Source organism: Stenotrophomonas sp. GL_111 (assembly GCF_057835245.1).
In genome coordinates, this window is the sequence record NZ_CM174421.1 from 4,394,191 (window position 1) to 4,420,076 (window position 25,886).

General features: G+C 67.3%; 25 protein-coding genes and 1 pseudogene. 11 read left to right on the forward strand and 15 right to left on the reverse strand.

Features of this window, described 5'->3' with window-relative positions:
* Positions 1-28: 28 nt before the first annotated feature.
* The 3 genes from AC3IPM_RS19460 to AC3IPM_RS19470 are packed head-to-tail and all read left to right on the forward strand — an operon-like array spanning position 29 to position 1,698.
* Positions 29-562 (forward strand): phage tail protein, encoded by a 534-nt coding sequence (locus AC3IPM_RS19460; RefSeq protein ID WP_489301866.1) that lies wholly within the window; start codon positions 29-31, stop codon positions 560-562.
* A 27-nt stretch (positions 563-589) separates the two neighbouring features.
* Entirely contained in the window at positions 590-1,129 is a 540-nt protein-coding gene (locus tag AC3IPM_RS19465) for a phage tail protein (RefSeq protein ID WP_489301867.1), read from the forward strand.
* Positions 1,129-1,698 (forward strand): GNAT family N-acetyltransferase, encoded by a 570-nt coding sequence (locus tag AC3IPM_RS19470; RefSeq protein ID WP_489301868.1) that lies wholly within the window; start codon positions 1,129-1,131, stop codon positions 1,696-1,698. The genes AC3IPM_RS19465 and AC3IPM_RS19470 overlap by 1 nt, the downstream gene beginning before the upstream one ends.
* Here AC3IPM_RS19470 and AC3IPM_RS19475 read toward each other — a convergent pair.
* From AC3IPM_RS19475 to AC3IPM_RS19500, 6 genes are all read right to left on the reverse strand, one after another.
* Positions 1,691-1,981: a DUF6916 family protein gene (locus AC3IPM_RS19475; RefSeq protein ID WP_489301869.1), complete on the reverse strand. Its 291-nt coding sequence runs from the start codon at positions 1,979-1,981 to the stop codon at positions 1,691-1,693. The two genes, AC3IPM_RS19470 and AC3IPM_RS19475, sit on opposite strands and share 8 nt — an antisense overlap.
* A gap of 98 nt (positions 1,982-2,079) precedes the next feature.
* Positions 2,080-2,640 carry a glutathione peroxidase gene (locus AC3IPM_RS19480; RefSeq protein ID WP_489301870.1) on the reverse strand — a complete coding sequence of 187 codons (561 nt, stop codon included), beginning with the start codon at positions 2,638-2,640 and terminating at the stop codon, positions 2,080-2,082.
* Positions 2,641-2,698: 58 nt separating this feature from the next.
* Positions 2,699-3,058, reverse strand: a complete 360-nt coding sequence (locus AC3IPM_RS19485; RefSeq protein WP_489301871.1) for a hypothetical protein — start codon at positions 3,056-3,058, stop codon at positions 2,699-2,701.
* 75 nt (positions 3,059-3,133) lie between these two features.
* Positions 3,134-4,717, reverse strand: a complete 1,584-nt coding sequence (locus AC3IPM_RS19490; RefSeq protein WP_489301872.1) for a DNA recombination protein RmuC — start codon at positions 4,715-4,717, stop codon at positions 3,134-3,136.
* A gap of 35 nt (positions 4,718-4,752) precedes the next feature.
* The gene (nfsB, locus tag AC3IPM_RS19495) at positions 4,753-5,406 is read right to left on the reverse strand and encodes an oxygen-insensitive NAD(P)H nitroreductase (protein ID WP_489301873.1); all 654 of its coding nucleotides are present in this window, start codon (positions 5,404-5,406) and stop codon (positions 4,753-4,755) included.
* Positions 5,407-5,431: 25 nt separating this feature from the next.
* On the reverse strand, positions 5,432-6,439 hold the full coding sequence (locus AC3IPM_RS19500; RefSeq protein WP_489301874.1) for a zinc-binding alcohol dehydrogenase family protein: 1,008 nt from the start codon (positions 6,437-6,439) through the stop codon (positions 5,432-5,434).
* An 88-nt stretch (positions 6,440-6,527) separates the two neighbouring features.
* On the opposite strand from AC3IPM_RS19500, the pseudogene AC3IPM_RS19505 reads away from it, so the two are divergent.
* The 3 genes and pseudogenes from AC3IPM_RS19505 to AC3IPM_RS19515 all read left to right on the forward strand — a co-directional run.
* Positions 6,528-7,492, forward strand: a pseudogene (locus tag AC3IPM_RS19505) (LysR family transcriptional regulator); the annotation flags it as partial.
* 18 nt (positions 7,493-7,510) lie between these two features.
* A complete protein-coding gene (gene leuE / locus AC3IPM_RS19510; protein ID WP_489304224.1) occupies positions 7,511-8,137 on the forward strand; it encodes a leucine efflux protein LeuE in 627 nt (208 codons plus the stop codon).
* 163 nt (positions 8,138-8,300) lie between these two features.
* The gene (locus AC3IPM_RS19515) at positions 8,301-8,711 is read left to right on the forward strand and encodes a hypothetical protein (protein ID WP_489301875.1); all 411 of its coding nucleotides are present in this window, start codon (positions 8,301-8,303) and stop codon (positions 8,709-8,711) included.
* Here the strand turns inward: AC3IPM_RS19515 and AC3IPM_RS19520 are convergent.
* Positions 8,674-9,576: a LysR family transcriptional regulator gene (locus AC3IPM_RS19520; protein ID WP_489301876.1), complete on the reverse strand. Its 903-nt coding sequence runs from the start codon at positions 9,574-9,576 to the stop codon at positions 8,674-8,676. The two genes, AC3IPM_RS19515 and AC3IPM_RS19520, sit on opposite strands and share 38 nt — an antisense overlap.
* A gap of 123 nt (positions 9,577-9,699) precedes the next feature.
* Here AC3IPM_RS19520 and AC3IPM_RS19525 point away from each other — a divergent pair, with 123 nt between their 5' ends.
* The 3 genes from AC3IPM_RS19525 to AC3IPM_RS19535 all read left to right on the forward strand — a co-directional run bounded on the left by AC3IPM_RS19525 (position 9,700) and on the right by AC3IPM_RS19535 (position 12,760).
* A complete protein-coding gene (locus AC3IPM_RS19525; protein ID WP_489301877.1) occupies positions 9,700-10,695 on the forward strand; it encodes an aldo/keto reductase in 996 nt (331 codons plus the stop codon).
* A 92-nt stretch (positions 10,696-10,787) separates the two neighbouring features.
* Positions 10,788-11,210 carry a hypothetical protein gene (locus tag AC3IPM_RS19530; protein WP_489301878.1) on the forward strand — a complete coding sequence of 141 codons (423 nt, stop codon included), beginning with the start codon at positions 10,788-10,790 and terminating at the stop codon, positions 11,208-11,210.
* Between the two features lie 134 nt (positions 11,211-11,344).
* Positions 11,345-12,760, forward strand: coding sequence for an amino acid permease (locus AC3IPM_RS19535; RefSeq protein WP_489301879.1), 1,416 nt, complete (start codon positions 11,345-11,347; stop codon positions 12,758-12,760).
* A 154-nt stretch (positions 12,761-12,914) separates the two neighbouring features.
* Here the strand turns inward: AC3IPM_RS19535 and AC3IPM_RS19540 are convergent, their stop codons facing one another.
* Entirely contained in the window at positions 12,915-14,165 is a 1,251-nt protein-coding gene (locus tag AC3IPM_RS19540; RefSeq protein ID WP_489301880.1) for a dipeptidase, read from the reverse strand.
* A 237-nt stretch (positions 14,166-14,402) separates the two neighbouring features.
* The gene (locus AC3IPM_RS19545; RefSeq protein ID WP_489301881.1) at positions 14,403-15,572 is read right to left on the reverse strand and encodes a class I SAM-dependent rRNA methyltransferase; all 1,170 of its coding nucleotides are present in this window, start codon (positions 15,570-15,572) and stop codon (positions 14,403-14,405) included.
* A 394-nt stretch (positions 15,573-15,966) separates the two neighbouring features.
* Between AC3IPM_RS19545 and AC3IPM_RS19550 the strand changes: the two genes are divergently transcribed.
* Together AC3IPM_RS19550 and AC3IPM_RS19555 are read left to right on the forward strand one after the other, a co-directional pair.
* Complete coding sequence (locus tag AC3IPM_RS19550; RefSeq protein WP_489301882.1) at positions 15,967-16,923, forward strand: TerC family protein; 957 nt, start codon at positions 15,967-15,969, stop codon at positions 16,921-16,923.
* Positions 16,924-17,020: 97 nt separating this feature from the next.
* Positions 17,021-17,827, forward strand: a complete 807-nt coding sequence (locus tag AC3IPM_RS19555; RefSeq protein WP_489301883.1) for a rhomboid family intramembrane serine protease — start codon at positions 17,021-17,023, stop codon at positions 17,825-17,827.
* Between the two features lie 109 nt (positions 17,828-17,936).
* Here AC3IPM_RS19555 and AC3IPM_RS19560 read toward each other — a convergent pair whose 3' ends face one another.
* From AC3IPM_RS19560 to rpmH, 6 genes are all read right to left on the reverse strand, one after another.
* Positions 17,937-18,989, reverse strand: coding sequence for a glycerophosphodiester phosphodiesterase (locus AC3IPM_RS19560; protein WP_489304226.1), 1,053 nt, complete (start codon positions 18,987-18,989; stop codon positions 17,937-17,939).
* Positions 18,990-19,151: 162 nt separating this feature from the next.
* Positions 19,152-20,501, reverse strand: coding sequence for a tRNA uridine-5-carboxymethylaminomethyl(34) synthesis GTPase MnmE (gene mnmE, locus AC3IPM_RS19565; RefSeq protein WP_489301884.1), 1,350 nt, complete (start codon positions 20,499-20,501; stop codon positions 19,152-19,154).
* Between the two features lie 3 nt (positions 20,502-20,504).
* Positions 20,505-23,183, reverse strand: coding sequence for a polysaccharide deacetylase family protein (locus AC3IPM_RS19570; protein ID WP_489301885.1), 2,679 nt, complete (start codon positions 23,181-23,183; stop codon positions 20,505-20,507).
* Positions 23,184-23,296: 113 nt separating this feature from the next.
* Positions 23,297-24,997 (reverse strand): membrane protein insertase YidC, encoded by a 1,701-nt coding sequence (gene yidC, locus AC3IPM_RS19575; protein ID WP_489301886.1) that lies wholly within the window; start codon positions 24,995-24,997, stop codon positions 23,297-23,299.
* Positions 24,997-25,488 carry a ribonuclease P protein component gene (gene rnpA, locus AC3IPM_RS19580; RefSeq protein WP_489301887.1) on the reverse strand — a complete coding sequence of 164 codons (492 nt, stop codon included), beginning with the start codon at positions 25,486-25,488 and terminating at the stop codon, positions 24,997-24,999. The genes yidC and rnpA overlap by 1 nt, the downstream gene beginning before the upstream one ends.
* Positions 25,489-25,493: 5 nt before the next feature.
* Positions 25,494-25,634: a 50S ribosomal protein L34 gene (gene rpmH / locus AC3IPM_RS19585; RefSeq protein WP_006404565.1), complete on the reverse strand. Its 141-nt coding sequence runs from the start codon at positions 25,632-25,634 to the stop codon at positions 25,494-25,496.
* Between the last annotated feature and the right edge of the window lie 252 nt (positions 25,635-25,886).

Genomic DNA, 25,886 nt, shown 5'->3' on the forward strand with positions numbered 1-25,886 from the left:
CCCTGTTTCACACAAGGAGCACGACCAGATGAGCCAACCTTTTGTCGGTGAAATTCGCATGTTCGGGTTTGGGCGCGTCCCCAATGGCTGGTTTGCCTGCGATGGGTCGCTGGTAGCCATCGCCGAGTACGAAGTGTTGTTCGTCCTGCTCGGTACCACCTATGGCGGCAATGGGCAGACGACGTTTGCCGTGCCCGATCTGCGCGGCCGGTTGCCGCTTCACCAGGGCCAGGGCCAGGGCCTGACGCCGCGCGTGATCGGTATGACGTCAGGCACCGAATCGGTGACGCTGACTACCACGCAGATGCCGTCGCATACCCATGCACTGGTGGCCACCAGCGTCGCCGCGTCGCTGGATACACCGACGGCCACAGCCCTGCCTGGCGCAGTCAGCGGCGAGACGTTCTACGTCAGTGACGTGGTGACCGACGCTACCGCGATTCCGATGGAACCGGCGGCGGTATCCGCCAGCGGCGGCAGCCTGCCGCATGAGAACTGCATGCCCACCCTGACCGTGCAGTACTGCATCGCCTGGGCCGGTATCTACCCGTCGCAGTCCTGACCTCCCTCAACGCGTAGAGAGACGACCATGTCCGACTCGTTCATCGGTGAAATCCAGATGTTCGGCTTCAACTTCAATCCGCAGGGATGGGCGTTCTGCAATGGCGCCACCCTGCCCATCCAGCAGAACTCCGCCCTGTTTTCGCTGCTGGGTGTCCAGTACGGCGGCAATGGCCAGACCAACTTCCAGCTGCCCAACCTGGTGGCACGGGGTGCGTGTACACAAGGCCAGGGCCCGGGCCTGACGTCACGCACGATCGGGGAAACGTTCGGGGTCAGCAGCGTGGCGCTGAACAGCCAGGAGATGCCTGCGCACCAGCATACCCTGACCGCCTACCTGCAGTCCGACACCGCCAAGCGCACCGGCATGCCGGTCGCTGGTGGCGGCTTGTCCCAGCCCGGTGCCAACGCGGTCAAACCGTTCAGCGCCGCCCCGCCCAACACGGTGATGTCGCCGAACATGCTCAAGCCGTTCACCAGCCCTGCCGCGGCGCACCCGAACCAGCAACCCTACCTGGCGGTGAATTTCTGCATCGCCCTGCAAGGCATCTTCCCCTCGTTCGGATGATGCCGTTTGATGCGCTGACGCCGTTTCCGGCAGCGCGACGCCCCGCGCTGGCCGCCATCGCCCCCGGGCGTTGGCGCTGGCGTGGGCTGCGTGACGATGACCACGCCTGGCTGGCCGCGTTGTATGCCAGTACCCGCGCGCAGGAACTGCAGGCGGTGCCGTGGCCGGCGCCGGCCAAGCAGCAGTTCCTGGCCCAGCAGTTCGCCGCGCAGCACCAGCACTATCTGGCCCAGTACCCGCAGGCGCACTACCTGGCAATCGAATGCGACGACCAGCCGGTGGGCCGCTGCTACATCGATGAAACCGGCGAAGACGATCTGCTGGTGGACATCAGTCTGTTCCCGCAGTGGCGCGGCCAGGGTATCGGGCGGGCGGTGATCGCCTGCCAGCAGCAGGCGTCGGCAGCGCGCGGCCGCGGCGTGGCCCTGCATGTGCTGATCCACAACACCGCCGCGCGACGCCTGTATGAGCGGTTGGGCTTCGTGGTGGGCACGGACGCGCAGAACGGCCTGTACCTGCCGATGCGCTGGCAACAGACCGCACGCGATCCGGCTCAGACGGTCAGTTGAAGACGGCCTGGTAGAGGAACCCGGCGCGTTCCTGCGCGATCGGCACGAGGAAAATGCCGACTTCACCCACCCGTGCGTGCCGCAGCGGATAGATCTTCTGTGGGAACACGATCGGCGCACCGTTGCGGAACAGCAACGAGAACGGCGCCCGCGGGGCGTCGGGGCGCGCTGCGGACAGCGGGCGTGCCTCCACCAATACGAAGTCCACCTGCATGCCATCGAACTCGGCGGCGAACGTCTCGTTCACGCAGCCGGCGAAGTGTTCCAGCGTCAACAGTTCCATGTCCTCTCCCCTGTGTGCTGCCGCGGCCGTCGCGGCAGCGCTCATCCTCGCCGCAACGGGTGACGCGCACAAGCGTCACCCGTTGCAGTCTGGAGCGCTCAGGCAGCCAGTGCAGCGTCGATCGCCGCCACCAGGCGTGCGTCATCGGCCGGCACATCCGGAGCGAAGCGCGCAATGACCTGGCCATCGCGACCGATCAGGAACTTCTCGAAGTTCCACAGCACGCCCGGTGCGGCATTCACCACCAGCTCCGGGTACTTGGCCACGGCGCCCTGCAGCTTTTCGCGCATCGGGCCTTCGCCGGTGGCGCTGGGCTGGGCCGCGGTGAGCTGCTGGTACAGCGGATGGGTGTCGGCACCGGCGACGCTGATCTTGGCGAACATCGGGAAGCTGACGTTGTATTCCAGCTGGCAGAACTGCTGGATCTCCGCTTCGTTGCCCGGCTCCTGGGCCAGGAAGTTGTTGGCCGGGAAGCCGAGCACTTCCAGGCCGGCATCGTGCTTGTCGGCGTACAGCTGCTGCAGGCCTTCGTACTGCGGGGTCAGGCCGCACTTGGAGGCGACATTGACCACCAGCAGCACCTTGCCGCGGTAGTCGGCCAGCGAGGCCGGCTGGCCTTCGATGGTGTTGACGGGGATGTCATAGACGGTCTGGGTCACTTCGGATTCCTGATGTTGGCGCAATGGAAGGCGCGGCGGTGCCGTGCCCGGTAAAAAATCAGTCAACGCAGATCGTGCCCAGTGCCACGCCGCCGTCGATGCGCTGACGGCAACCGAAGTTCTGGCTGACATCGCGCTGGCAGGTGCCGCTGGTTTTCGCGCCTGGCGCCACCGCATCCGCCGCCAGGCACTGGCCGGTGCAGTCGGACGTGGCGGTGCAGGCCTTGCCGGCGTCGGCGTAGGTCACCACGCACTGCGCGCGCTGCAGCCGGCCCAGCGGCTGCAGGCTGCCTCCTGCGGCAGTGCAGGCAGCCGCGTCATTGCCGGGAATGCCCGTGGCGGCCGTCGACGCCGCGGGCGTGGTACTGGCGCAGCCGGCCATGGCCAGCAACAGGGAAAGCAGGAGGGTCAAGCGCATGCGGGCGTTCCTTGGGCGAGCGGAAAGGGGCACAGCATGCGCGAACCCGTGCATGCGCGGTATCGACGTGGTGTGTCAGTCCGGTGTGTTTGCACCTTCGTCCACCGCGCTGTCCTCATCCTCACCGGCGCCGTCTTCGAGCAGGTCCTGGCTCTGTTCGGCCGTGAGCGATTCCACCCCGCGCAGGCGGCGTTCGATGGTGCGGGTCTTGCGGCTGGCCTCGCCCAGGCTGCGGCCCACCGTGCTGATCTGCTTCTCGGCCTTTTCCAGGATGCCGGCGAACTTGCCGAACTCGCTCTTGACCGCACCCAGCAGGCTCCACACTTCGCTGGAGCGCTGTTCGATGGCCAGCGTGCGGAAGCCCATCTGCAGGCTGTTGAGCAGTGCGGTGACGGTGGTCGGCCCGGCCACCACCACGCGGTGTTCGCGCTGCAGCAGGTCGACCAGGCCGGGGCGACGGATCACCTCGGCGTACAGGCCTTCGGTGGGCAGGAACATCACCGCGAAATCGGTGGTGTGCGGCGGCACGATGTACTTGTCGCTGATCGACTTGGCCTGGACGCGGATCGCCCGTTCCAGCTGTGCGCCCTGCACACGCACGCCATCGGCATCGCCCTGTTCCTGCGCGTCGAGCAGGCGCTCGTAGTCTTCGCGCGGGAACTTGGAATCGATCGGCAGCCACACCGGCGTGTCCTCATGACCACGCCCTGGCAGGCGCACGGCGATGTCCACGATCTCCCCGCTGTCCGGGCGCACCTTGACCCCGCGTGCGTACTGCTCCTGGGTGAGGGTCTGCTCGAGGATGTTGTCCAGCTGCACTTCACCCCAGCTGCCGCGGTTCTTGACGTTGGTCAGCACACGCTTGAGGTCGCCCACGCCGGTGGCCAGCTGCTGCATTTCGCCGAGGCCACGCTGGACCTGCTCCAGGCGATCGGAGACCAGCTGGAACGACGCACCCAGGCGCGCTTCCAGCGTGGTCTGCAGCTTCTCGTCCACGGTGACGCGCATCTGGTCGAGCTTTTCGGCGTTGTCGGTCTGCAGGCTCTTGAGCTGCTGCTCCAGCGTGGCGCGCATCTCGCCGATACGCGCCTCGTTGCGCTGGGTCATCTCCTGCAGGCGCAGGCCCAGCGATTCGCCCAGGCGCTGCTGCGACTGCGCGGTTTCCTCGCGGCCCTTGCGCGCGTCCTCGGCCAGCGCCTGGCGCAGGGCGGTCATGTGCGTGTCGGTGCGCGTGGTCAGTTCCACCAGCTGTTGGCCGAAGGCCTCGATACGGGCCTGCTGTTGTTGGCCGAACACGTCCAGCTGCGCGCGCATGTCGTGCAGGCGCTGGGCCAGCAGTTCGCCGGTGCGCTGCTGGGCCAGCCCGCTTTCTTCGCGGGCCTTGCGTGCGTCTTCACCGAGCGCGTCGCGCAGCAGGTCCAGGCGCTGGTCTGTACGGGTGGACAGGTCGGTCAGCGCGCGTGCGAAAGATTCCAGCCGCGCGTCCTGCTGCCGCCCCAGGCCTTCGAGCTGCTCGCGCAGCTCGCCGCGGCCCACCCGCGCTTCATCACGCAGGGCCTGTTCAAGCCCGCCGTGCTGGGAACGCCGCAGCAGAACCAGCAGCTGCAGGACGAGGACGGCACAGACCAGGCCGCCGAGGATCAGGAATTCGGTTTGCATGGCGCAAGTGTAGGCCGGCCAGGCGGGTCTGCGGACTACAGGTGGGTGAACACCTGCTCGCGCGGCAACCGCGACTTGGGCAGGTCGGCGTTGAAGTTGGCCTCACTGCCGTAGCCCAGTGCCACCAGCACCACGCTGGTGAGGCCGCGCTCGTGCAGGCCCAGTTCGGCATCCAGCACCGCCGCGTCGAAGCCTTCCATCGGGGTGGCGTCGATGCCATGCACGCCGGCCGCCAGCAGCAGCGTGCCCAGTGCCAGATAAGTCTGCTTCTGCATCCAGTGCTGCGCGTCATCCAGGGTGTGGCGGTGCAGGTTGACGTAGTGGTGCAGCGCGCCGTGCTGCCCGGCGCGCGCGTCGGGCGTGGGGAAGCGGCCGTCGGCGGCCTCCTGCTCGATCAGCTGGTCCAGGTGCGCATCGTCGATGGCGGTACGGGTGGCGAACACGATCACATGCGAGGCGTCGGTGATCTTGGCCGTGTTGTAGGGCTGGCCCGGCTGCGTGGCGCGGGCGATGCGGGCGCGGGCCTCGTCGGTGCCGGCCACCAGGAAATGCCAGGGCTGCGAGTTCACCGAGGAGGGCGCGTGGTGCAGCACCTCCAGCAGGTCGTTCAGCACGGCTGGCGGCAGCGTGCGGGTGGGATCGTAGGCTTTGGTGGTGTGGCGGCGGCGCGCCACGGGTGCGAGGGTCATGCGGGTGGGTTCCATTGGAGGGGGATCAGAAGCCTTCGAGCACGAGCTTGCCGCGCGCGCGATGGCTTTCCAGCAACGCATGCGCACGGCGCAGGTTGCTGGCGTTGATGCGGCCGTAGTGCTCACCCAGGGTGGTGCGCAGCACGCCGGCATCAACCAGCGCGGACACGCGTTCGAGCAGGTCGTGCTGGCGCTGCAGGTCCGGGGTATTGAAGCTGGAGCGGGTGAACATCGATTCCCAGTGCAGCGACAGGCTCTTGCGCTTGAGCGCCATCACATCAAGCTGGCCCGGGTCGTCGATCAACGCCAACTGGCCCTGCGGGGCCAGCGCGGACACGATCTGGTCGTAGTGCTGGTCGGTATGGGTGAGGCTGGCCACATGCTCCACCGCATCGATACCCAGCCGCTGCAGGCCATCGGTCAGCGGCTGCGCATGGTCGATCACGTGGTGCGCGCCCAACCCGTAAACCCAATCCTGGGTATCCGGGCGCGAGGCGGTGCCGATCACGGTCAGCCGGGTCAGCTGGCGCGCCAGCTGGATCAGGATCGAGCCGACCCCGCCGGCCGCACCGATCACCAGCAGGGTCTGGCCCTCGCCGCCGTCTTCGGCGATACGCAGGCGATCGAACAACAGCTCCCAGGCCGTGATCGCGGTCAGCGGCAGTGCCGCCGCGGCGGCATCGTCGAGGCTGGCCGGCTTGTGGCCGACGATGCGCTCATCCACCAGCTGGTACTCGGCGTTGCTGCCGGCCCGGCCGATCGCGCCGGCGTAGTAGACCGCGTCGCCGGGCTGGAACAGGCTGACCTCGCTGCCCACCGCGTCCACCACGCCCACCGCATCCCAGCCCAGCACGCGCGGTTCACTGACCGCCACGCCGATACGCACCTTGGTATCGACCGGGTTGACCGAGATCGCACGGACCTGCACGCGCAGGTCGCGCGGGCCGGGCTCGGGCAACGGCAGGGTGATGTCGAGCAGCGCGCCGGGGTCGGCGATGGGCAGGCCGTGCTGGGTGTAAGCAACCGCTTTCATGGGCATATCCCGTAGAGAAGGTGCCCAGCGTGCGCGTAGCCGGCCCGATGAGAAAGGCGCAGAATCGGACAGCACTTTCACTGCTGGAATGAAAATGGTCCGATTCGACGACCTCGCCCTGTTCGCCCGTACCGCGGCATTGGGCAGCTTTTCCAATGCCGCACGCGAGGCCGACCTGCTGCCCGGCCAGGTCGCCGCGGCGGTGGCGCGGCTGGAGCGCGAGCTGGACCTGCGCCTGTTCGTGCGCTCCACGCGCAGCCTGCGCCTGACCGCCGAGGGCGCGCTGTACCTGCCCTACGCACAGGAGGTGCTGGCCACGCTGCGCGAGGGCGAGGCGCGGGTGCGCGGCGAGGATGCCGAGCTGCGCGGCACGCTGCAGGTGGCCGCGCCGTCGGACCTGGGCCGCAACCTGCTGCTGCCCTGGCTCACCGAATTCCGCGCCGCACACCCGAAGCTGCAGTTGCGCCTGCAATTGTCCGATCAGGTCACCGACGTGTTCCGCGATCCGGTCGACATCGCCTTTCGGCTGGGCCGTTTCGACAACGCCAGCTACGTGGCGCTGCCGCTGCTGCCGGGCAACCGCCGGGTCCTCGCCGCCGCACCGTCCTACCTGGCCCGGCATGGCACACCGGAAAATCTGGAAGCGCTCAAGGACCACCACTGCCTGCTCTACCAGCTGGCCGGGCGTGCTTACGACCGCTGGAACTTCGAGCTCGACGGCCGCCGCCTGGTGGTACCGGTGCGCGGCAACATGGTCTGCGACGATGCCGACGTGGTCCGCCGCTGGGCCGTGGCCGGCGAAGGCATCGTGTTCAAGTCGTGGCTGGACGTATGCGAGGACGTGCGCGCCGGGCGCCTGCAGGTGTTGCTCGATGGCGTCGGCGACAGCCTGCCGTTGAACCTGGTGTGCCCGCATCGCAAGCAGTTCTCACCGGCGATCCGCCAATTGCATGCGTTGTTCGAACAGCGCCTGCAACCGCTGCTGAAGGGGTTGCCCAGCGGCGCACGCTGACGCTATCGGCCACCGCGCCGGTACCGGACAATGGCCCACCCCGTTGTCGAGTCGCCGCCATGCCGTGGATGGGCATCCAGGATCTTGGAACCTTCGTTGCCGCCGTGCTGGTCTTCCTGGCCCTGCCCGGGCCCGGCACCTTCACCCTGCTCACCGCCACCGGGCGGGGCGGCGTACGCGGCGGCTATACCGCGCTGTTCGGGCTGCTGCTCGGCGACCAGATCCTGATGTGGCTGGCGGTGGCCGGCGTGGCCGCCCTGCTCAAGGCCAACCCGCTGGTGTTCCACGCGGTGCAGTACCTGGGCGCGGCCTACCTGGTGTGGATCGGCATCGGCCTGCTGCGCCAGCCGCGCGGCGCCAGCGAGGAAGGCGGCATCCGCCTGCAGCCCGGGCACTACTTCCGCCAGGCGGTGCTGATCAACCTGCTCAATCCCAAGGCGATCATCTTCTACATGGCCTTCCTGCCGTTGTTCATCGATCCGGCGCGGCACCAGGGCGTGACCACCTTCGCGACCATGGCGGTGATCATCTTCGTCATGGGGCTGGCGTACTGCTCGGTGTTGATCGGGGTGGGCAACCTGGCCCGGCGGCGTCTGCTGCAGCATCCGAAGATGGCCGTGTGGCTGCGTCGCGCGGCGGGGGTGTTCCTGATCGGCTTCGGGGTGCGCCTGGGGGTCAGCGGCTGACGCTGCGCATCATTCGGAATGGAACCATACGCATAGGCACGGTCTAACTTCCGCGCCGGGTCGATCCAAACTTTGAGATTCCCCTGCGTGCCGACGCGGTGTCCAATCGGCCCCAGCGCCAACGGATGCCGTGCCGGCGTCCGCGCGTTGCCGCGAGGATCCCATGCCACCAGCCGCTGTCTACTTCGTGCAGCACCTGAGCGGCCATGACGAGCGTCTGTTCGGCATGGCCACCGGCCGCGTCAATCTGGCCCACCCGGCGGTCGGCCGGATCATGGCCGGGCTGCAGCCCCTGGACCGCATCGACCTGCGGGTGTGCCGCTTCGACTGCCAGGCCAGCCTGGTGCGGGGCCTGCGCCATTGCATCGCCGGGGCCGAAGCGGCCAACCAGGGCTGGCGCGTGTTCGATGCCGACGGTGTACTGCGCTGCAAGCGCTTCCCCGGCGATGCACAGGTGATCTTTCCGCATGGGCACGCCGCGCAGGCGCTGTGGACGCGCGCGCTGCAGGCGGCCGGGCCCGAACCGGGCGAGATCGCTACAGCGGCCGCTGCGCCTGGCGCAGGTGGTCGATGAACACCCGCAGCTTGGGTGCCATCTGCTCGCGCGCCGGGTAGTACAGGTGGAAGCCGGCGAACGGTTGCTGCCAGTCCTGCAGCACGCAGCGCAGCCGCCCGCTGGCCACGTCCTGGGCCATCACCGCGGCAAAGCCCTGCGCCATGCCCATGCCCTCGCGCACTGCGGCATGCACCAGCGCGGCATCGTTGAACACCAGCCGCCCCTCCACCGCCACCTCGAAGTCGCGCCCGTCGCGGGTGAACTCCCACGGCATCAGGCGCCCGTTGCTGCGCCGGTGCACGATGCAGGCGTGCTCGACCAGGTCGGCCGGGGTCTGTGGTTCGCCATGCGCGGCGAAGTAATCCGCGGTGGCCACCACCACCTGCCGCTCCAGTGGCCCGATCGGCACCGCGATCATGTCGCGGGCCAGGCATTCACCCAGCCGGATGCCGGCATCGAAGCCACCGGCGACCAGATCGGCCAGGGCCGGTTCCACGAACAACTCCACCTGCACCTGCGGATAGCGCGCCAGGAACGCGGGCAGGTGCGGCATCACCAGCAGTTCGGCCGCGATACGCGGCACGTTGACGCGCAGCGTGCCGGCCGGCACCTCGCGCAGGCTGTCCAGGTCCTCGAAGGCGGCTTCGATCTGGGCCAGGCCCCCACGCACCCGCTCCAGGAAGCGCGCGCCATGTTCGGTCAGGCCCACCCGTCGTGTGGTCCGGTGCAGCAGCCGCACGCCCATGCTGGCCTCCAGCGCGCGCACCGTCTGCGACAGCGCCGAGGGCGAGACACCCAGGTCATCGGCGGCACGGGTGAAACTGGCATGGTGCGCAACGCGGGCGAACGCGACCACGGCCGGCAAGGGGTGCTGGGAGGACATTGTGAAGCCTGCCTTCAAAGAGGATGCGGCTGACGACGGTTTATCCACATAGTACAGCGGAGGATGCTGGGGCTCCGCCAGGCACCGCCTGTCGTCACTTCCCCCGCTTCCGGAGATTCCCCCATGCACACCCGCACCCTTGGCCAGCACGGCCCCACCGTTTCCGCACTCGGCCTTGGTTGCATGGGCATGAGCGCCTTCTATGGCGGCCGTGGCAGCGATGCCGAGGCCATCGCGGTGATCCACCGCGCGCTGGAGTTGGGCGTGAACCTGCTCGACACCGCCGACATGTACGGCCCGCATACCAATGAAGTGCTGGTCGGCAAAGCCATCGCCGGCCGCCGCGACCAGGTGTTCCTGGCCACCAAGTTCGGCATCAAGCTGGAGCCCAGCGACAGCGCCGCGCGCAGTGTCGATGGCCGCCCCGAGTATGTGATCGCCGCCTGCGAGGCCAGCCTCGCGCGGCTGGGTGTGGACCACATCGACCTGTACTACCAGCACCGCGTGGATGCCAGCGTGCCGATCGAGGACACGATCGGGGCAATGGCGCGGCTGGTGGAACAGGGCAAGGTGCGCTTCCTCGGCCTGTCGGAGGCCTCGGCCGCCACCATCCGCCGCGCGCATGCGGTGCACCCGATCACCGCCGTGCAGACCGAGTACTCGCTGTGGTCGCGCGACCCCGAGGACAACGGCGTGCTTGAAACCGTGCGCGCGCTGGGCATCGGCTTCGTGCCGTACTCACCGCTCGGCCGTGGTTTCCTGACCGGGGCGATCCGCAGCCCGGACGATTTCGATGCCGACGACTACCGCCGCCACTCGCCGCGCTTCCAGGGCGACAACTTCGCGCGCAACCTGGCCCTGGTCGATGCAGTCACCGCCATGGCCCAGGACAAGGGCGTCAGCCCCGGGCAACTGGCGCTGGCCTGGGTGCTGGCGCAGGGAGAGAACCTGGTGCCGATTCCCGGTACCAAGCGCATCGCCTACCTGGAGGAAAACCTGGGGGCGATGCAGGTGCAGCTCAGCGCGGCCGAGCTGGCCCGGATCGATGCGATCTTCCCGCCGAATGCCGCCGCCGGCCCGCGCTACGCCGAAGCGGCGATGGCCACGTTGAACCGTTGATCCACTGCGGCGGGGCCGGTATCCCCGGCCCCGCCCAGCACGCACGCGCGGATCGGCCGACAATGGGCCTCCTTCCGCACACGGACGTCGCCATGCATCGGTTTGCCCTGCTGCCCCTGCTGCTGATCGCCCCCTTGGCGCACGCCGACGAGATCCGCTGCCTGACCGGCGGCGAGCGCCAGCAGATCCATCTGGAATGGAAACTGCCCGGCAGCAACGCTGGCGAGGAACGGCTCAGCCACGTCCGCTACGCCGGCAAAAGCCAATGGCTGCGCCTGACCCTGCAGACCCAGGACAGCAGCGAAATGGCCGAAGGTCGCCCCTGGCAGTTCGACACGGTGTGGAACGAGCACCTGGACGGCAAGGTGACCGGGCGCTATGAGATCAGCACCCAGGGCGCGCGCATCTATGGGTTTACCTACGTCAACGCGCGCAATGGCCGTACAACCGAGTTCAGCGAGGACCTCGCTGCCCTCACCGAACACGGTTGCCACTGGGACCCGGCCACCCGCTGATTGTGCCGGTTTCGTCACCCCTGCCCCAGTCAGAGTGCCCCCACGCCGGTGCGCGACGCTTGGCAGTAGTAATGCTGCGCCGCGTTGGGTAAAACTCGCAGACTTGTCGTTAACAGTCATCTTCGCGAGGTCCCATGTCATCGTTGCTCCGGCGCAAGTCCCTAGACCAAGTCACCGTCCATGAAGCCGGCAGGCGACTGGTCCCGACCCTGAGCTGGCCGCATCTGATCGCATTGGGCATCGGCGCCATCGTCGGCACCGGCATCTACACCCTGATCGGGGTGGGCGCCAACCTGGCCGGCCCGGCCGTGTTGATCTCCTTCGCCATCGCCGGCGCGGTCTGCGCCTGCGCGGCGCTGTCCTACGCCGAACTGGCCACGATGATGCCGGCCGCCGGCAGCGCCTACACCTACAGTTACGCCGCGCTGGGCGAGGTGGTGGCCTGGGTGGTGGGCTGGAGCCTGATCCTGGAGTACTCGCTGGTGGTGAGTACCGTGGCGGTGGGGTGGTCGGGCTACTTTGTCGGCTTCCTGCACGGCTGGGGCATCGAGCTGCCGTTGATGCTCAGTGCCGGCCCGCACGTGGCAGGCGGTTTCATCAACCTGCCCGCCGTGCTGATCACCTTCGTGGTGGCCGGCATGCTGATGGCGGGCACCAAGGAAAGCGCCACCCTCAATGCGATTCTGGTGGTGGTCAAGATCATCGCCCTGACCGTGTTCGTGGCGATCGCCCTGCCGCACTTCGACACCGGCCACATGGAGCCGTTCATGCCGTTCGGCTTCGTCAAATCGCTGGGCGCCGATGGCGTCGAGCACGGCGTGATGGCCGCGGCGGCAATCATCTTCTTCGCCTTCTACGGCTTCGATGCGATCTCCACCGCCGCCGAGGAAACCAAGAAGCCGGACCGCGACCTGGCCATCGGCATCATCGGCTCGATGGTCGGCTGCACCATCATCTACGTGCTGGTGGCGCTGGCGGCCGTGGGCGCGATGAGCTACACCGTGTTCGGCAAGAGTGCCGAACCGCTGGCGCTGATCCTGCGCGAACTGGGCAGCCCGGGCCCGGCCAAGTGGATTGGTGCGGCGGCGGTGATCGCCCTGCCGACCGTGCTGCTGGCCTTCCTGTACGGGCAGAGCCGCATCTTCTTCGTCATGTCGCGTGATGGCCTGCTGCCGCGTGGCCTGTCCAAGGTCAGCGCGCGCACCGGCACCCCGATTGCAACCACGCTGTTCACCGCCGTGCTGGTCGCTGCGCTGGCCGGCGTGGCGCGCCTGGATGAAATCGCCGCACTGGCCAACGCCGGCACGCTGGCCGCGTTCACCGCGGTGGGCCTGTGCCTGGTGGTGCTGCGCAAGCGCGAGCCGAACCGCGTGCGCAAGTTCCGCACCCCGCTGGCCTACATCGTCGGCCCGCTGGCGGTGATCGGCTGCGTGTACCTGTTCTTCAGCCTGCCCAGCAAGACCCAGCTGTACTTCCTGGCGTGGAACGTCGTGGGCCTGATCGCGTACTTCGCCTACGGGCGTCGCAATGCGGTGATCAACAAGGCCTGATGGAGTGAGCGTGCCGACCCTCGATGGTCGGCACGTCCACCGGTAGAGCCGAGCCATGCTCGGCTGCTTTTTTGCCGCGTTGCCGAGCATGGCTCGGCACTACCGGGTGTTGATGTTGCCGAGCATGGCTCGGCACTACCTTGTGTTGGTGCGATCAGCGCTTTGCCGCGGCGATTTTTGCTGCGTGATCCTGCGCCTGCTGCATCACCCGCAACAGGTTGCCGCCCCAGATGCCCGCAATCTGCTTTTCGCTGTAGCCCTTGCGCAGCAACCACGCGGTGATCTTCGGCAACTGGCTGACGTCGGGCAGGTCGGCCAGGCCGCCACCGCCATCCCAGTCCAGGCCGATGCCTACATGCTCGGGGCCAACCACCGTGAGGATGTGCTCGAAGTGGGTGAAGAAGTCGTCCAGGGTTGCCTTGCGCACCGGGTAGCGCTGGTCGATCGCTTCCAGCCCCTGCTTCAGCGCTACGCCCTGGGCCATGCTCAGCCCGTCGTAGTTGGTGCCCAGCTGTTCCATCAACTTGCTCTCCGCTTCCGAGCGCTGCTCACTCTTGCCGGTGTCGATCAGGTAGCCGCCATAGGCGTTGACCTGGATCACCCCACCGGCCTTGGCCAGCTGCTTCAAGCGCACGTCGTCGAGATTGCGCGGATGGTTGTAGATCGCCTTGGCCGAACTGTGCGACAGCACGAAGGGGACCGGCAGGCGCTCGATCAGGTCATCGAACACCGCATCGGAGGCATGCGACTGGTCGATCACGATGCCCAGCCGCACGGCTTCATCCACCAGCGCCTTGCCGGCCGGGCTCAGCCCTTTCCATTCGGCGCCCTTCTTGTCGGTCGCCGAGTCGGCGAATTCGTTGTTGGCGAAATGCACCGTGCTGAGCAGGCGCAGGCCGGCCAGGTGATAGAAGCTCAACAGCGAGGGGTCGTCCACCAGCGGGCTGGCGTTCTCCATGCTGATGTAGACCACGCGCTTGCCGGCCGCCTTGATCCTGGCGGCATCAGCGGCGGTCAGTGCCAGCTGGAAGGTGTCCGGGTGCGCGGCCAGCATTTCGCGGATTTCCATCAGCCGCAGTAGGCCGTGGTCGCGCTCGTTGCGATGCGCCTGTGCGCTGCGGTCGCCCTGGTCGGTATAGATCGCCCAGAAGCCACCGTCCAGCCCGCCCTCGACCATGCGCGGGTAGTCCACCTGCGACAGCGCGTTGTGGTCATGGCGCTGCTGGATGTCGAAGCCGGCGCGGCCGAAGTTGGCCGGCGTATCCAGATGGCTGTCCAGGGTCAGCAGCTTGTGCTGCAGGGTGTTGGCCTTGGCCAGCTCCTGCGCCGTGAACTCGATGGCGTGGGCCGACAGCGGCGTGCACAACGCCAGCGATACCATCAAAGACAGACTGCGCAACATCATGACGCCTCACCCCGCGGTTGGAAGCATCCGACCTTACCGCTGTCGGACGCCTCACGGTAGAGCCGAGCCATGCTCGGCTGCTCTTGGCGGCGACATAGAAATCTACCGGTAAGGCCCTTGCCGAGCATGGCTCGGCACTACCGGGATCGCGGAATCATCCGCAACGCGCACCGCCTTGGTAGAGCCGAGCCATGCTCGGCTGCACGTGGCGGTGGCATCCACAACGACCGGCCGGGATCAGTCCAGCACGCGGCAGAACACCGCCTTGAGGTAACGCGATTCCTGCACGTGGGCCATGAACGGGTGGTCCGGACCGGCACCGGAGACCTTCAGGATCTGGATGGTGCGGCCGGAGTAGAACGCTGCGCGGCGCAGCATGTCCAGGAACTGGTCCTCGGCCACCAGGCCGGTGCACGAGAACGTGGCGAACAGGCCACCGGGCTTGACCACGCCGAGTGCCAGCTTGTTCATGTCCAGGTACTTCTTCAGGGCGGTGATCACCTGGTCGCGGTCGCGGGTCATCTTGGCCGGATCCAGGATCACCACGTCGAACTGCTCGCCGCGGTTGGCCGCATCGCGCAGCCACGGGAACACGTCGGACTGGATGAACTTCGGGCGCACGTTGTTGAGACGCGAATTGCCCTTGGCGATCGCCAGCACGTCTTCATCGATATCGATGCCCACCACGTCGGAGGCGCCGCGCACGGCGGCATACACCGCAAAACCACCGGTGTTGCAGCACAGGTCGAGCACGCTCTTGCCGGCCACCTGCTGGCTCAGCCACTCGCGGTTTTCGCGCTGGTCGGCGAAGAAACCGGTCTTGTGCGCGCCGGCCGGATCGGCGCGGAACTTCACGCCGTACTCGGTGATCACCGACGCTTCGGTGGTGGTGTTGCCGTGGAAGTCGAAGCTTTCCTGCTTCTGCACGTGTTCGTCGGCGAAGCTGTGGAAACGGCAGCCCGGGAACTGCTCGCGCAGCGCCTCGTAGATCCATTCGCGGTGGCGGAACATGCCAGCGGCGAAGAACTCCACCACTACCAGGTCGTTGTAACGGTCCACCACCAGGCCGGACAGGCCATCGCCTTCGCTGTGCACCACGCGCCAGGCATCGGAGACCTCCTCCAGCTTGAGCACGTCACGACGCAGCGACACCGCCTGGGCGATCTTGCGCGAGAACCAGCCGGCATCGACCGGGATGGCGGGGTCAGTTTCCAGGATGCGCACGGCAATGCGCGAGTGACCGTTGTAGAAGCCACGCCCGATCCACTCTCCATCCACGCCGACAACGTCGACGATGGCACCGGGTTTGGGACGGACGGCCGGCTTTTCGACCAGTTTCTGGAAGATCCACGGGTGGCTGGAGCGCCAGGCGTTCTTGAGGCGGACAACGGGGGCAGGGGTATTCATGTGCGCATTGTATGACGCGCCACCGCATGCGCGCTGCCGCCCCACGGTCTGCTGCGCATACCGCGGGCCCCGTCATACCCGCAACCACACCCCTGCGCCGGCGGCGCTGCCCCCTGACTCAGGGGGCGATCATTCAGCACGAACCGGGCATGGAAACCATTTGACGCCGGCCCCGGCAGCCCGCAGAATCGGCCCCAGAAGGGGAGTAGCTCCCAGACGTTGTCGCCGTCAATTCGAGCCCGCAGGCTCCGGTGCAACGGCAGTCCCACCCATCGGGGCTGCGAGCGAGACCTTCGCCGTATGGCGAAGCTCTGTCCCTGGATCCCCCTGATCCTCCGTTGCAGATCCTCGCCGTCCGGCTTGAGGCTTTTTTCTTTATCCAACGGACAAACCCATGCAGACGATCGGTAATTTGTGGTTGTGGGGCGGCTTCGGCGCGGTGGTGATCATCGCGTTGCTGGTCGACCTTGTTTTGATGCGACACGGCGGCCCACACAAGGTCACCTTCAAGGAGGCCCTGTGGTGGTCGATCGGCTGGGTGGCCCTGGCCCTGGCCTTCAACGGTGGCCTCTGGTACTACCTGAACGAGACGGCTGGCCAGGTCGTGGCCAACAAGGTCGGCCTGGAGTTCCTGACCGGTTACCTGGTCGAGAAGGCCCTGGCGGTCGACAACATCTTCGTGTTCCTGATGATCATGGGCTATTTCGCGGTGCCCGAAGAACAGCGCCAAAAGGTGCTGATCATCGGCATCCTGGGTGCGATCGTGCTGCGTACGATCATGATCTTCGCCGGCAGCGTGCTGCTCACCAAGTTCCATTGGCTGCTCTACGTGTTCGGCGCCTTCCTGCTGTTCACCGGCTGGAAGATGTGGTTCTCGGCCGGCTCCGAGCCCGACCTTGAGACCAACCCGGCGCTGCGCTGGATGCGCAAGCACCTGCGCCTGCTGCCCGATTACGCCGGCAATGCGATGAGCGTCATGCGTGACGGCAAGCGCTGGTTCACCCCGTTGTTCGTGGTGCTGATCCTGATCGCGGTCACCGACGTGATCTTCGCCGTGGACAGTATCCCGGCGATCTTCGCCATCACCACCGACCCGTTCATCGTGCTCACCTCCAACGTGTTCGCGGTGCTGGGCCTGCGCGCGATGTTCTTCCTGCTGGCCGGCATGGCCGATCGCTTCCACCTGCTGCCGTACGGCCTGGCCCTGGTGCTGGCCTTCATCGGTATCAAGATGATGCTGATCGACATCTTCAAGATCCCCACCCCGATCTCGCTGGGCGTGGTCGCGGTGATCATCGCCGCCACCGTGGTGCTGAGCCTGAAGAACCCGCCGAAGACCGGCGACGCGTAACCCTGCGTGCCACCGGCGGGATTGTCCCGCCGGTGGTACTACTCTCTCCCGCCGCGTTGCCCTTGTGTTCAGCCCGGGCGACGCAATCCCTTAGGGTATGAACGCCAACCTGCCCCAGCCCCTGCCCGCCGGCGACGCGCCGGCCCCGCCCCGCAGCGACCGTGGTCGCGTGATGCGGGCGTTCAACTTCAGCCTGGCCTTCGTGCTGGTGCTGGTGGCGGTGTTCACCGCCCAAGGCCATTTCGACTGGCGGCCCTGGGCCGTGGCCCCGCTGGAGACCGCCGGCCTGCTCGGCATCCTCGGCGCACCGCTGCTGCATGGCTCGGTGCAACATCTGGGCGCCAATGCGGCGGCCCTGCTCATTCTCGGCACCCTGGCCGGCAGCGTGTATCCCAAGGCAACGCTGCGCGCGTTGCCGTTGCTGTGGATCGGCTCGGGCCTGGGCGCCTGGCTGCTCGGCGACATCGGCAGCCGTCATCTGGGAGCCAGCGGCATCACCCATGGCCTGATGTTCCTGGTCTTCGTGCTCGGCCTGCTGCGCCGCGACCGTCCGGCCATTGCCGCCGGCCTGATCGCCTTCCTGTTCTACGGCAGCATGCTCATCACCATCCTGCCGCACGAGCCGGGGGTGTCCTGGCAGTCGCATATGGGCGGCGCCTTTGCCGGCATCATCAGCGCGCTGCTGTTCCGCCTGTCCGACCCGATGGCCCCGCGCAAGCGTTACAGCTGGGAAGAGGAAGAAGACGAAGACCTGGCGGCCCAACGCGACAGCGATCTGGAACCGCCCTCCCCGCACCGCGTGCCGGTGCTGTGGCAGCCGCGCGAGGGCCAGGACTTCGTGGTGCTGCCGTTCCGGCCACGTGGCCCGGACGGACCGGACCGGTACACCGATCCTTCGCGGTAATGCTGCGGGGCCGTGCCTCGTGGTGGGCACCGACCATTGGCCGGTGCGCTGCTGGTGCCGATCATTTTCCGTACCGACCAACGGTCGGTACCTACCGTGTGTTCGGGCCTCAGTTGCCTGCGGGCGTCGCCGTATCACCATCCACCGCACGCCGGCCCAGCGCCGGGTCGTCGGTGAAGAAGGCATCGATGCCGGTGGCCAGGTAAGCGCGCATCTCAGCCACTGAGCCGTCGGCGTTGCGCGCGTTGGGCTCGCCCTTGCGGAATTCAGCGGCCTGGAAGTAATTTTCCGGGCGGAACGTATACGGGATCACCATCAACCCGGCGGCATGCGCATCACGCACCAGCGCCGTCGGTGTGCCCAGCTTGCCGGCCGCATCCAGCGGAATGACCAGGCGCAGGCTCGGGCCGATGCCATCGGCGTAGGTCGCCACCTCGCGCAGCCCGGCCGGGGTAATCAGGTCGGCATAGCGCTGGCTGCCCTTGGCCGCCAGCACATCACCCGGCTGCTGCTTGGGATCGCCGAGCAGCTGCAGCAGGCGGATATTGGAATCGCGGCCGAGCTTGCCGCGCAGGTAGCGCAGGTTGGCGATCTCAAACGACTGGATCGTCACCGGGGCCACGCGCGTGTACGCATTACCCTGCAGGGCAGCCAGGACCTTGTCTTCCATCGGCAGCCCGATGCCCTTGAAGTAGGTGCCGTGCTTGATCTCCGGCACCAGCCCGATGCCGCGGTTGGCACGGCCGGCCTGCTGCACCAGGAAGGCGATGATCTCGTCCAGCGTGGCGATGCGGAACTGACCGTCATAGGCGGTGCTGCGCAGCTGCGGCAGGCGCTCGCGGGCGTACAGCGTCTTCAGCTCGGCCACGGTGAAGTCTTCGGTGAACCAGCCTTCGATGCGCTCGCCGTCGATGGTCTTGACGGTCTTGCGGCCGGCGAATTCCGGATGCGCGGCCACATCGGTGGTGCCGCTGATCTCGTTCTCGTGGCGCGACACCAGCACGCCGTCCTTGGTCATCACCAGGTCCGGCTCGATGTAGTCGGCGCCGTCGGCAATGGCCTGCGCATAGGCGGCCAGGGTGTGTTCGGGCAGCAGCGCACTGGCACCGCGGTGGCCATAGACCGCCGCCTTGCGCGGCGCGGGGGAGGATTCAGCGCTCATGGCCACCGATGGTGCCACGGCCAGCGACAACAGCAACGCACAACCCCACAACGACTTCGACACTGCAAACCCCTGTTGATGCGGCCCGCGCCGACGCGGCGGGGCGTGGAAAGGACCGGCGCAGTGTGCGGGTGCCGTGTGACAACGGGAAGAAAGGGTGCGCTACTTCCCGATACAGAAGCTGGAGAAAATCCGCCCCAGCAGGTCATCGGCACTCATCCGCCCGGTGATCTCACCCAACGCTTCGTGGGCAAGTCGCAGTTCCTCGGCGGCCAGCTCCAGGTGCTCGTGGACCAACTCGCTCTCGGCCCGCTCGGCGTGGCCGATGGCCAGCACGATGGCCTCTACATGGCGGGCACGAGCCGAAAACTCGCCCTCCACGCTGTCCCCGGCACTGCCGCTGGCCAGTTCGCGCAGGCGCGTGTGCAGCTGCGCCAGGCCCAGCCCGGTGGCGGCCGAGACATACACCACGTCCGGCCCGGCGTCGGCCGGTACCTCGGCCAGCAGGTCGCTCTTGTTGTGGATCCACAGCTGCTGCGGGACATCGGCGATGGCATTGCGCACCGCCGCGTGCCCGGCCTGCGGGTCGCGCGCGTCCAGCACCACGATCGCCAGGTCGGTGCGCTGCATCTCCACGTGGGCGCGGCGCATGCCCTCGCGTTCGATCACGTCGCCGCCTTCGCGTAGCCCGGCGGTATCCACCAGGGTCAGCTCCAGGCCGTCGATGCGGATGGTCTCGCGCAGGGTGTCGCGGGTGGTGCCGGCGATGTCGGTGACGATGGCGCGCTCGCTGCCGGCCAGCGCATTGAGCAGCGAACTTTTGCCGGCGTTCGGCGGCCCGACCAGCACCGCGTGCAGGCCGTCGCGCAGCTTGCGGCCGCGCTCGGCGTCATCGCGCAGCTGCACCAGCGCGCGCAGCGCCTGGCCCAGCCCGTGGCGCACCTGGTCGCCGCCCAGGGTGTCGAGCGGCTCGTCGGCGAAGTCGATGGCCGCCTCGACATGGATGCGCAGCAGAACAAGCTGTTCCGCCACCTCGTCCACGCGGCGCGAGAACACGCCGTCCAGCGAGCGCCGCGCCGCGCGTGCTGCGCGGGTGTCGCTGGCCGCGATCAGGTCGGCAATGGCTTCGGCCTGGGCCAGGTCGAGCTTGCCGTTGAGGAAGGCGCGCTCGCTGAACTCACCCGGCCGGGCCTGGCGTGCGCCCAGCGCGATGCAGCGCGCGACCAGCTGCTGCAAGACCACGGGGCTGCCATGGCCCTGCAGTTCCACCACTTCTTCGCCGGTGAAACTGTTCGGTGCCGGGAACCACAGGGCGATGCCGTCATCGAGCACCTCGCCCTGTGCATCGCGGAAGCGGGCGTAATGCGCATGCCGGGGCTGCATCGTACGCACGCCGATGGCCTCGGCAATCGGGCGCGCGCGTGGCCCGCTCAGGCGTAGCATGCCGACCCCGCCGGCACCGGGTGCGGTGGCGATGGCAACGATGGTGTCGATGTGGTTCGGCGCGGTCATGGCTTACAGCTTCTGCAGTTGGGCGCGGGCCTGGGCGGCGCCGCTGCCCTGCGGCTGCAACGCCAGGTAGGTGGTGTAGGCCTGCTTGGCCTTGGCCTTGTCGCCGGCGTACAGGTAGGCATCGCCCAGGTTGAGGTGGGCCACCGCGCGCGACGGATCGATCTTCAAGGTGTTCTCCAACCAGCGCGCGGCTTCGGCATAACGCTGCTGGCGGTAGTAGACGAAGCCGAGATTGTTGGCCGCCTGGGCGAAGTCCGGGCGCAGCTTCAAGGCTTCGGTGAATTGTGCGGCCGCCTCGTCGTAGCGTTTCTCGCGGTACAGCTGCAGGCCGCGGTCGTTGGCCTGCTGGGCACGCTGGCGATCGGAGGTGGGGGCCGCCGCCGGCAGTACCAGCTTGGCCTTGCCGCCCTGCAGGTCGGCCACGGTCACCGCCGCGTCGGTGGTCTTGGCCTCCTGCGCGGCATCGACCTTGGTGTTCAGCGCAATGGCGTCGGCCGTCAGCTGGTGGGTGTCGGCAGTGAGGTACTCCTGGCTGTCAGGCACCTGGAACACGAACTCGCCGCCCTGCGAACCGGGCAGGCTGCCGAACGCCGGGGTCTGGTGCGACACCGCCGACACGGCCGGGGCCACGTAGGCGGCCAGCTCGGTCCCGGTGATCAGCCCGTCGCCGTTGAGGTCGCCCTTGCCGGCCAGCGCCTGCAGCAGCACCCAGGTGAACACCGAATGGCCGTTCGGGCCGGCATCGGCCACCTGCTGGTCGGCGCCGCCGGCGGTGAGCATCTGGCGGGCGCTGCGGCGCGCGTTCTCGCGCAGGAAGGCCGACGAGGAGGGGCCACCTCGGGTCAGGCCCAGCCCGCTGTAGCAGGCATCCATCACGAACATCACGTGCTTGGCCTGCAGGCTTTCGGCGATGTTCTGGATGTCGGTCATCGCGATGGCATCGGTGGCGAACTCGTTGGGGTCCGAGTCCACCGGAATGATGTAACCCAGGTCGCGGCCCGAGGCGAGCCGGCGGGTGGCGCCATGCCCGGCGAAGAACACGAACACGCGGTCATTCTTGCCGGTGCGCTCGTCGGCCAGGCGGTCGTGGAACGCGGCCAGGATGTTGTTGCGCGTGGCCTGCTGGTTCTTCAGCACGATCACCTGCGAGGACGGGAAGCCGAACTGCCCGGTCAGGGTATCGGCGATGGCCTGCGCATCGTGGCTGGCGTACTCCAGCTTGGGCCACTTGGCGTAGTCGTCGATGCCGACCACGATCGCCCAGGATTTCTCATAGCCGGAAGTGACGGTGGCATCGCTGGTCGCACCCTTGCGGGCACGTGCGACGCTGAAATCGCGCCCATTCCAGCCGGCGAACTGGTAGCCGTCGGCGATCAGCCGATCCAGGATCTGCGGCAGCGCCTTCACCGCGCGGTCGTGGATATCGTGGAACAGGATGATGCCGCGCTGTTCCTTCTGCACCTGCCCGACCACGCGCTGCACGATCGACTCCGGGACCGGATCGGCCCAGTCCATCGAATCGATGTTCCACATGATCGACTTCAGCCCGGCCTCGTTGAGCAGCTGCAGGCCTTCGGCATTGCGCGCGCCGTACGGGAAGCGGAACAGCGGGGCACGGCGGTTGTCCACATCCTTGAGCAGGGTGTCGGTGCCCAGCACCTGCTCGCGCAGCGCATCACCGGTGGTGCGCGACAGCTGCGCGTGGGTCAGGCTGTGGTTGCCCACCGCGTAGCCCTGCGCCATCAGGTTGCGGCTGATCCCCGCCATCGGCCCCAGCGTGACCTTGCCCGCGGCGTCGACCGTGCCGAGGTTGCGCCCCACTTCGAAGAACACGCCCGGCACGTCGTAGCGCTGCAGGATGGCCACCACTTCATCGGTGTAAGCCTTGTGCGGGCCATCATCGAAGGTCAGCACCACGGTCTTGGGCGGCAGGTCGCGGCCGAAGATCTCGCGATCGCTGTCCTTCATCGACATCGGATACGGCTCGATCACGCCGTAGTCGCGCAGGATCGCGTCGCGGCGGTAGTCCTTGTGCAGGTGCGCGATGTAGTCGTCCCACTTCTCGCGCTTGAGCACGATGGCCCGGGTGCGGTCGAAGCGGCTGAAGATGCGGGTGATCTCCTGGTTGTAGTTGCGCTCGATCTCATCGAGCGCCTCCAGGTCTTCGCCGATGCGCTGGTGCAGCTTCACCGCGGGCAGCGAGGAATCGGCGCCCACACGCTCGTGCAGATCGCGCAGCACCTCGCGGAAGGCCAGGCGGTCGGCATCGAACAGCTCCGGGGCCGATTCGATGTAGTCCAGCACCGTGCCCAGCGTGGCGAAGCGCTGCGGGCGGGTGCCACGCAGCAAGGTGTCGAACTGGGCCGCGATCGCCACGCGCTGCTCCAGGCCATCGTGGAACAGCTGCTGGCCGACGCGGCTGGAGGTGGTGCGGTCGGCCGGCGACTGCTGCGCCTCGTCGGCCAGCAGCACAATGATGCGGCGATGGCCATCGAGCAGCGTCTGCAATGCCGTCAGCAAGGGGGCCGCTGCCGGATCGGCCGCCGCGGCGGCGACCGCGCTGGGCTGGGTCGGCGTTGCCGTGCCGGCCGCGTCATCGTGTCTGCCGCAGCCGGTGATGGCCAGGACAAGCAGCAGGGAGGCAGGCAGCGACAGACGGATCAACGGCGACACACGGGGCATGGCAGGCTCGGACGGATGGATGGATGGAGCAGGTGTGCGGCCGATTCTAACGCCGCATGTGAAAAGCCCGCCTTGCGGCGGGCTTTTCAGGGGCAGCCGATCAACCGTCGGCTTTACTTCTTCTTGGCGGGGGTAGCGACCGCCGGAACCGGCTCGCCACCGTGGCGCTTGGTCATCCACCACTGCTGCAGCAGGCCCAGGCCACCGTTGACCACCCAGTACAGGACCAGGCCGGACGGCATGAAGGCCATCATGACGCCGAACACCAGCGGCATCATCTGCATCATCTTGGCCTGCATCGGGTCCATGCCCGGGGCCGGGGTCAGCTTCTGCGTGGCCCACATCACCGCCACGTTGATCACCGGCAGGATGAAGTACGGGTCGCGTGCGGTCAGATCCTGGATCCAGCCCAGCCACGGCGCCTGGCGCAGTTCCACCGATTCCACCAGCACCCAGTACAGGGCGAAGAAGATCGGCATCTGGATCAGGATCGGCAGGCAGCCGCCCATCGGATTGATCTTTTCCTTCTTATACAGCTCCATCATCGCGGTCTGGAACTTCTGGCGGTCATCGCCATAGCGTTCCTTCAACTGCGCGATGCGCGGCTGGAAGCGACGCATCTTGGCACCACTCTTGTACTGCACCGCCGACAGCGGATACAGCACCAGCTTCAGCAGCACCACCAGGCCGACAATCGCCCAGCCCCAGTTGTTGACCACCTTGTGGACCTGGTTCAACACCCAGAACAGGCCCTGGCCGATCACCGCCATCAGCGAGAAGCGGCTGTAGTCGACCACGCGGTCCAGGCCCTTCACGTCTTCCTTGGCAATCAGGTTGACCAGCTTCGGGCCCACCCACAGGCGCGCCTCGGTGCTGGCCTGCTGGCCGGCAGCGACGGTGAAGGCCGGGCCGGTAGCCTGGATCTGGTCACGCCCATCGTGCTGGGACAGCACGTAGTTCGCGGCCTGGTCGGCCTGCGGAATCCACGCGGTGAAGAAGTGGTGCTGCAGCATCGCGATCCAGCCACCGGTGACCTGCTGGTTCAGCGGGCCATCGTCCAGGTAATCCTTGAACGCACGGCGCTGGTACTTGCCCTCGGCATCGAACCAGGTCGCGCCGTTGAAGCTGAACGAATCCGGGTTGGTCATGCTGCGCGAAAGGATCGTCGGGGTACGGTCCAGGGTGCGGTAGACGTAGCCGCTCCACGGCGCGGTGCTGCCGTTGATGACCTCATCCTTGACCGTCACCGCGTACTCGTTGCGGCCCAGGGTGTAGGTACGACGGATGCTGACGCCGTTCGGGCCATTCCACACGAACGGGATCTGCAGTTCCTTCTGGTCCTTGCCGAGCACGAACTCACGGTTGTCACCGACCAGGGTGAAGCCGTTGGCTTCCGGCACCGGCATGCTCTTGTCCTGGCTGGTCCAGCCGCTCACCGCGCGATACGGGTGGGTCGGCTCTTCGGTCAGCAGGCGTACCGGCGGGCTGCCGTCAGCCTTGGTCTGCGGGAACTGCAGCAGCTCGGCGTCCAGCACCGTGCCGCCGTCCAGCACCAGGCGCAGCACGTCGGTGGTGACGGTGACGCGGGCGCCACCGGCCGTGGCCTGGGCCGCCTGCGTGGCGGCCGGCGCACTGCCCGGGGCGTGCGGCACGGTCGCGCCGGGAATCGAAGCTGTCGCACCCGGCACCGTGGCCTGGGTCTGGGCCGCCACCGGAGGCGTCGGCGGCGCGGCTTGATCGCGTCCCCACTCCATCCACAGCAACACGGCCACCATCAGCCAGGCAAAAATCAGGAAAACACGGGTCTGGTTCATCAGCGTGCAGGCTCGACGTGGCTGGCAGGGACTGCCGGCTCGGACTGGGAAAGGGGTGCAACGCCCAGGGGCGGCGGCATTGTGCCGTCCGCGCCCGGCATGGGCAATGCGCCAAGGCGGCGCAGCAGGCGTTCGAAGGCCTGGCGGATCTCATTGTTGCTGGCGGTGCGCGCGGCACTGCGGGCGACGACGACATAATCGCCGGCACTCAGCCACGGCCGTAGATGGCGTGTGGCATCGCGCAACACACGCTTCACTCGGTTGCGACCCACGGCTCGGGGATCGACTTTGCGCGACACCGCAAGACCCAACCTGGCCGGCGTATCGCCATTCAGCCAGTGCAGGGTCATCAGCGGATCGGACACACGGCGGGCGCCGTTGAAGACCGTTGTATATTCGGCACGCGTACGAACCCGCGCAGAGCGAGGAAATCGCTTGCGCGGGTCGGAACTGCTCACAGTCAGGATTGCGTCTGCCGCGGAAAGCGGCATTGCAATCAAGCGCTCAGGACTTTACGGCCCTTGGCGCGGCGACGCGACAGGATCTTGCGGCCGTCAGCGGTCTTCATACGGGCACGGAAGCCATGGTCGCGCTTACGCTTGAGGTTGCTGGGTTGGAAAGTGCGCTTGGTGGCCATGCGGGCCTCTATATGAAGGGGACGGAAAGAACCGGAAATTCTATAGACCCCACCGAGGTCCCGTCAAGTGTTGTGGCCTACGGGATTTCATCGGGCTGTGCAATAGCTGTGGATCATTTTGTGAATAACTTTGGGACAACCATTCCCGGCCCCCCTCGTCGGTGGTAGTCTGCGCCATCCATTCTTCCCCCTTCCGGCCTGTGGTGCGGCGGTTTCTCACGCCTGCGCGCTGGCCCCAGACGATTATTGCCG

Coding starts and splice junctions, on each gene's coding strand:
- AC3IPM_RS19535 (WP_489301879.1), top strand. CDS start 11,345: ATGTCATCGTTGCTCCGGCGCAAGTCCCTAGACCAAGTCACCGTCCAT.
- rnpA (WP_489301887.1), bottom strand. CDS start 25,488: ATGCCGCTTTCCGCGGCAGACGCAATCCTGACTGTGAGCAGTTCCGAC.
- AC3IPM_RS19460 (WP_489301866.1), top strand. CDS start 29: ATGAGCCAACCTTTTGTCGGTGAAATTCGCATGTTCGGGTTTGGGCGC.
- AC3IPM_RS19520 (WP_489301876.1), bottom strand. CDS start 9,576: ATGTCCTCCCAGCACCCCTTGCCGGCCGTGGTCGCGTTCGCCCGCGTT.
- AC3IPM_RS19465 (WP_489301867.1), top strand. CDS start 590: ATGTCCGACTCGTTCATCGGTGAAATCCAGATGTTCGGCTTCAACTTC.
- nfsB (WP_489301873.1), bottom strand. CDS start 5,406: ATGACCCTCGCACCCGTGGCGCGCCGCCGCCACACCACCAAAGCCTAC.
- rpmH (WP_006404565.1), bottom strand. CDS start 25,634: ATGGCCACCAAGCGCACTTTCCAACCCAGCAACCTCAAGCGTAAGCGC.
- mnmE (WP_489301884.1), bottom strand. CDS start 20,501: ATGACCGCGCCGAACCACATCGACACCATCGTTGCCATCGCCACCGCA.
- AC3IPM_RS19525 (WP_489301877.1), top strand. CDS start 9,700: ATGCACACCCGCACCCTTGGCCAGCACGGCCCCACCGTTTCCGCACTC.
- AC3IPM_RS19545 (WP_489301881.1), bottom strand. CDS start 15,572: ATGAATACCCCTGCCCCCGTTGTCCGCCTCAAGAACGCCTGGCGCTCC.
- AC3IPM_RS19490 (WP_489301872.1), bottom strand. CDS start 4,717: ATGCAAACCGAATTCCTGATCCTCGGCGGCCTGGTCTGTGCCGTCCTC.
- AC3IPM_RS19485 (WP_489301871.1), bottom strand. CDS start 3,058: ATGCGCTTGACCCTCCTGCTTTCCCTGTTGCTGGCCATGGCCGGCTGC.
- AC3IPM_RS19470 (WP_489301868.1), top strand. CDS start 1,129: ATGCCGTTTGATGCGCTGACGCCGTTTCCGGCAGCGCGACGCCCCGCG.
- AC3IPM_RS19500 (WP_489301874.1), bottom strand. CDS start 6,439: ATGAAAGCGGTTGCTTACACCCAGCACGGCCTGCCCATCGCCGACCCC.
- AC3IPM_RS19540 (WP_489301880.1), bottom strand. CDS start 14,165: ATGATGTTGCGCAGTCTGTCTTTGATGGTATCGCTGGCGTTGTGCACG.
- AC3IPM_RS19515 (WP_489301875.1), top strand. CDS start 8,301: ATGCCACCAGCCGCTGTCTACTTCGTGCAGCACCTGAGCGGCCATGAC.
- AC3IPM_RS19475 (WP_489301869.1), bottom strand. CDS start 1,981: ATGGAACTGTTGACGCTGGAACACTTCGCCGGCTGCGTGAACGAGACG.
- AC3IPM_RS19570 (WP_489301885.1), bottom strand. CDS start 23,183: ATGCCCCGTGTGTCGCCGTTGATCCGTCTGTCGCTGCCTGCCTCCCTG.
- AC3IPM_RS19530 (WP_489301878.1), top strand. CDS start 10,788: ATGCATCGGTTTGCCCTGCTGCCCCTGCTGCTGATCGCCCCCTTGGCG.
- AC3IPM_RS19560 (WP_489304226.1), bottom strand. CDS start 18,989: ATGAGCGCTGAATCCTCCCCCGCGCCGCGCAAGGCGGCGGTCTATGGC.
- AC3IPM_RS19550 (WP_489301882.1), top strand. CDS start 15,967: ATGCAGACGATCGGTAATTTGTGGTTGTGGGGCGGCTTCGGCGCGGTG.
- yidC (WP_489301886.1), bottom strand. CDS start 24,997: ATGAACCAGACCCGTGTTTTCCTGATTTTTGCCTGGCTGATGGTGGCC.
- AC3IPM_RS19555 (WP_489301883.1), top strand. CDS start 17,021: ATGAACGCCAACCTGCCCCAGCCCCTGCCCGCCGGCGACGCGCCGGCC.
- leuE (WP_489304224.1), top strand. CDS start 7,511: ATGCCGTGGATGGGCATCCAGGATCTTGGAACCTTCGTTGCCGCCGTG.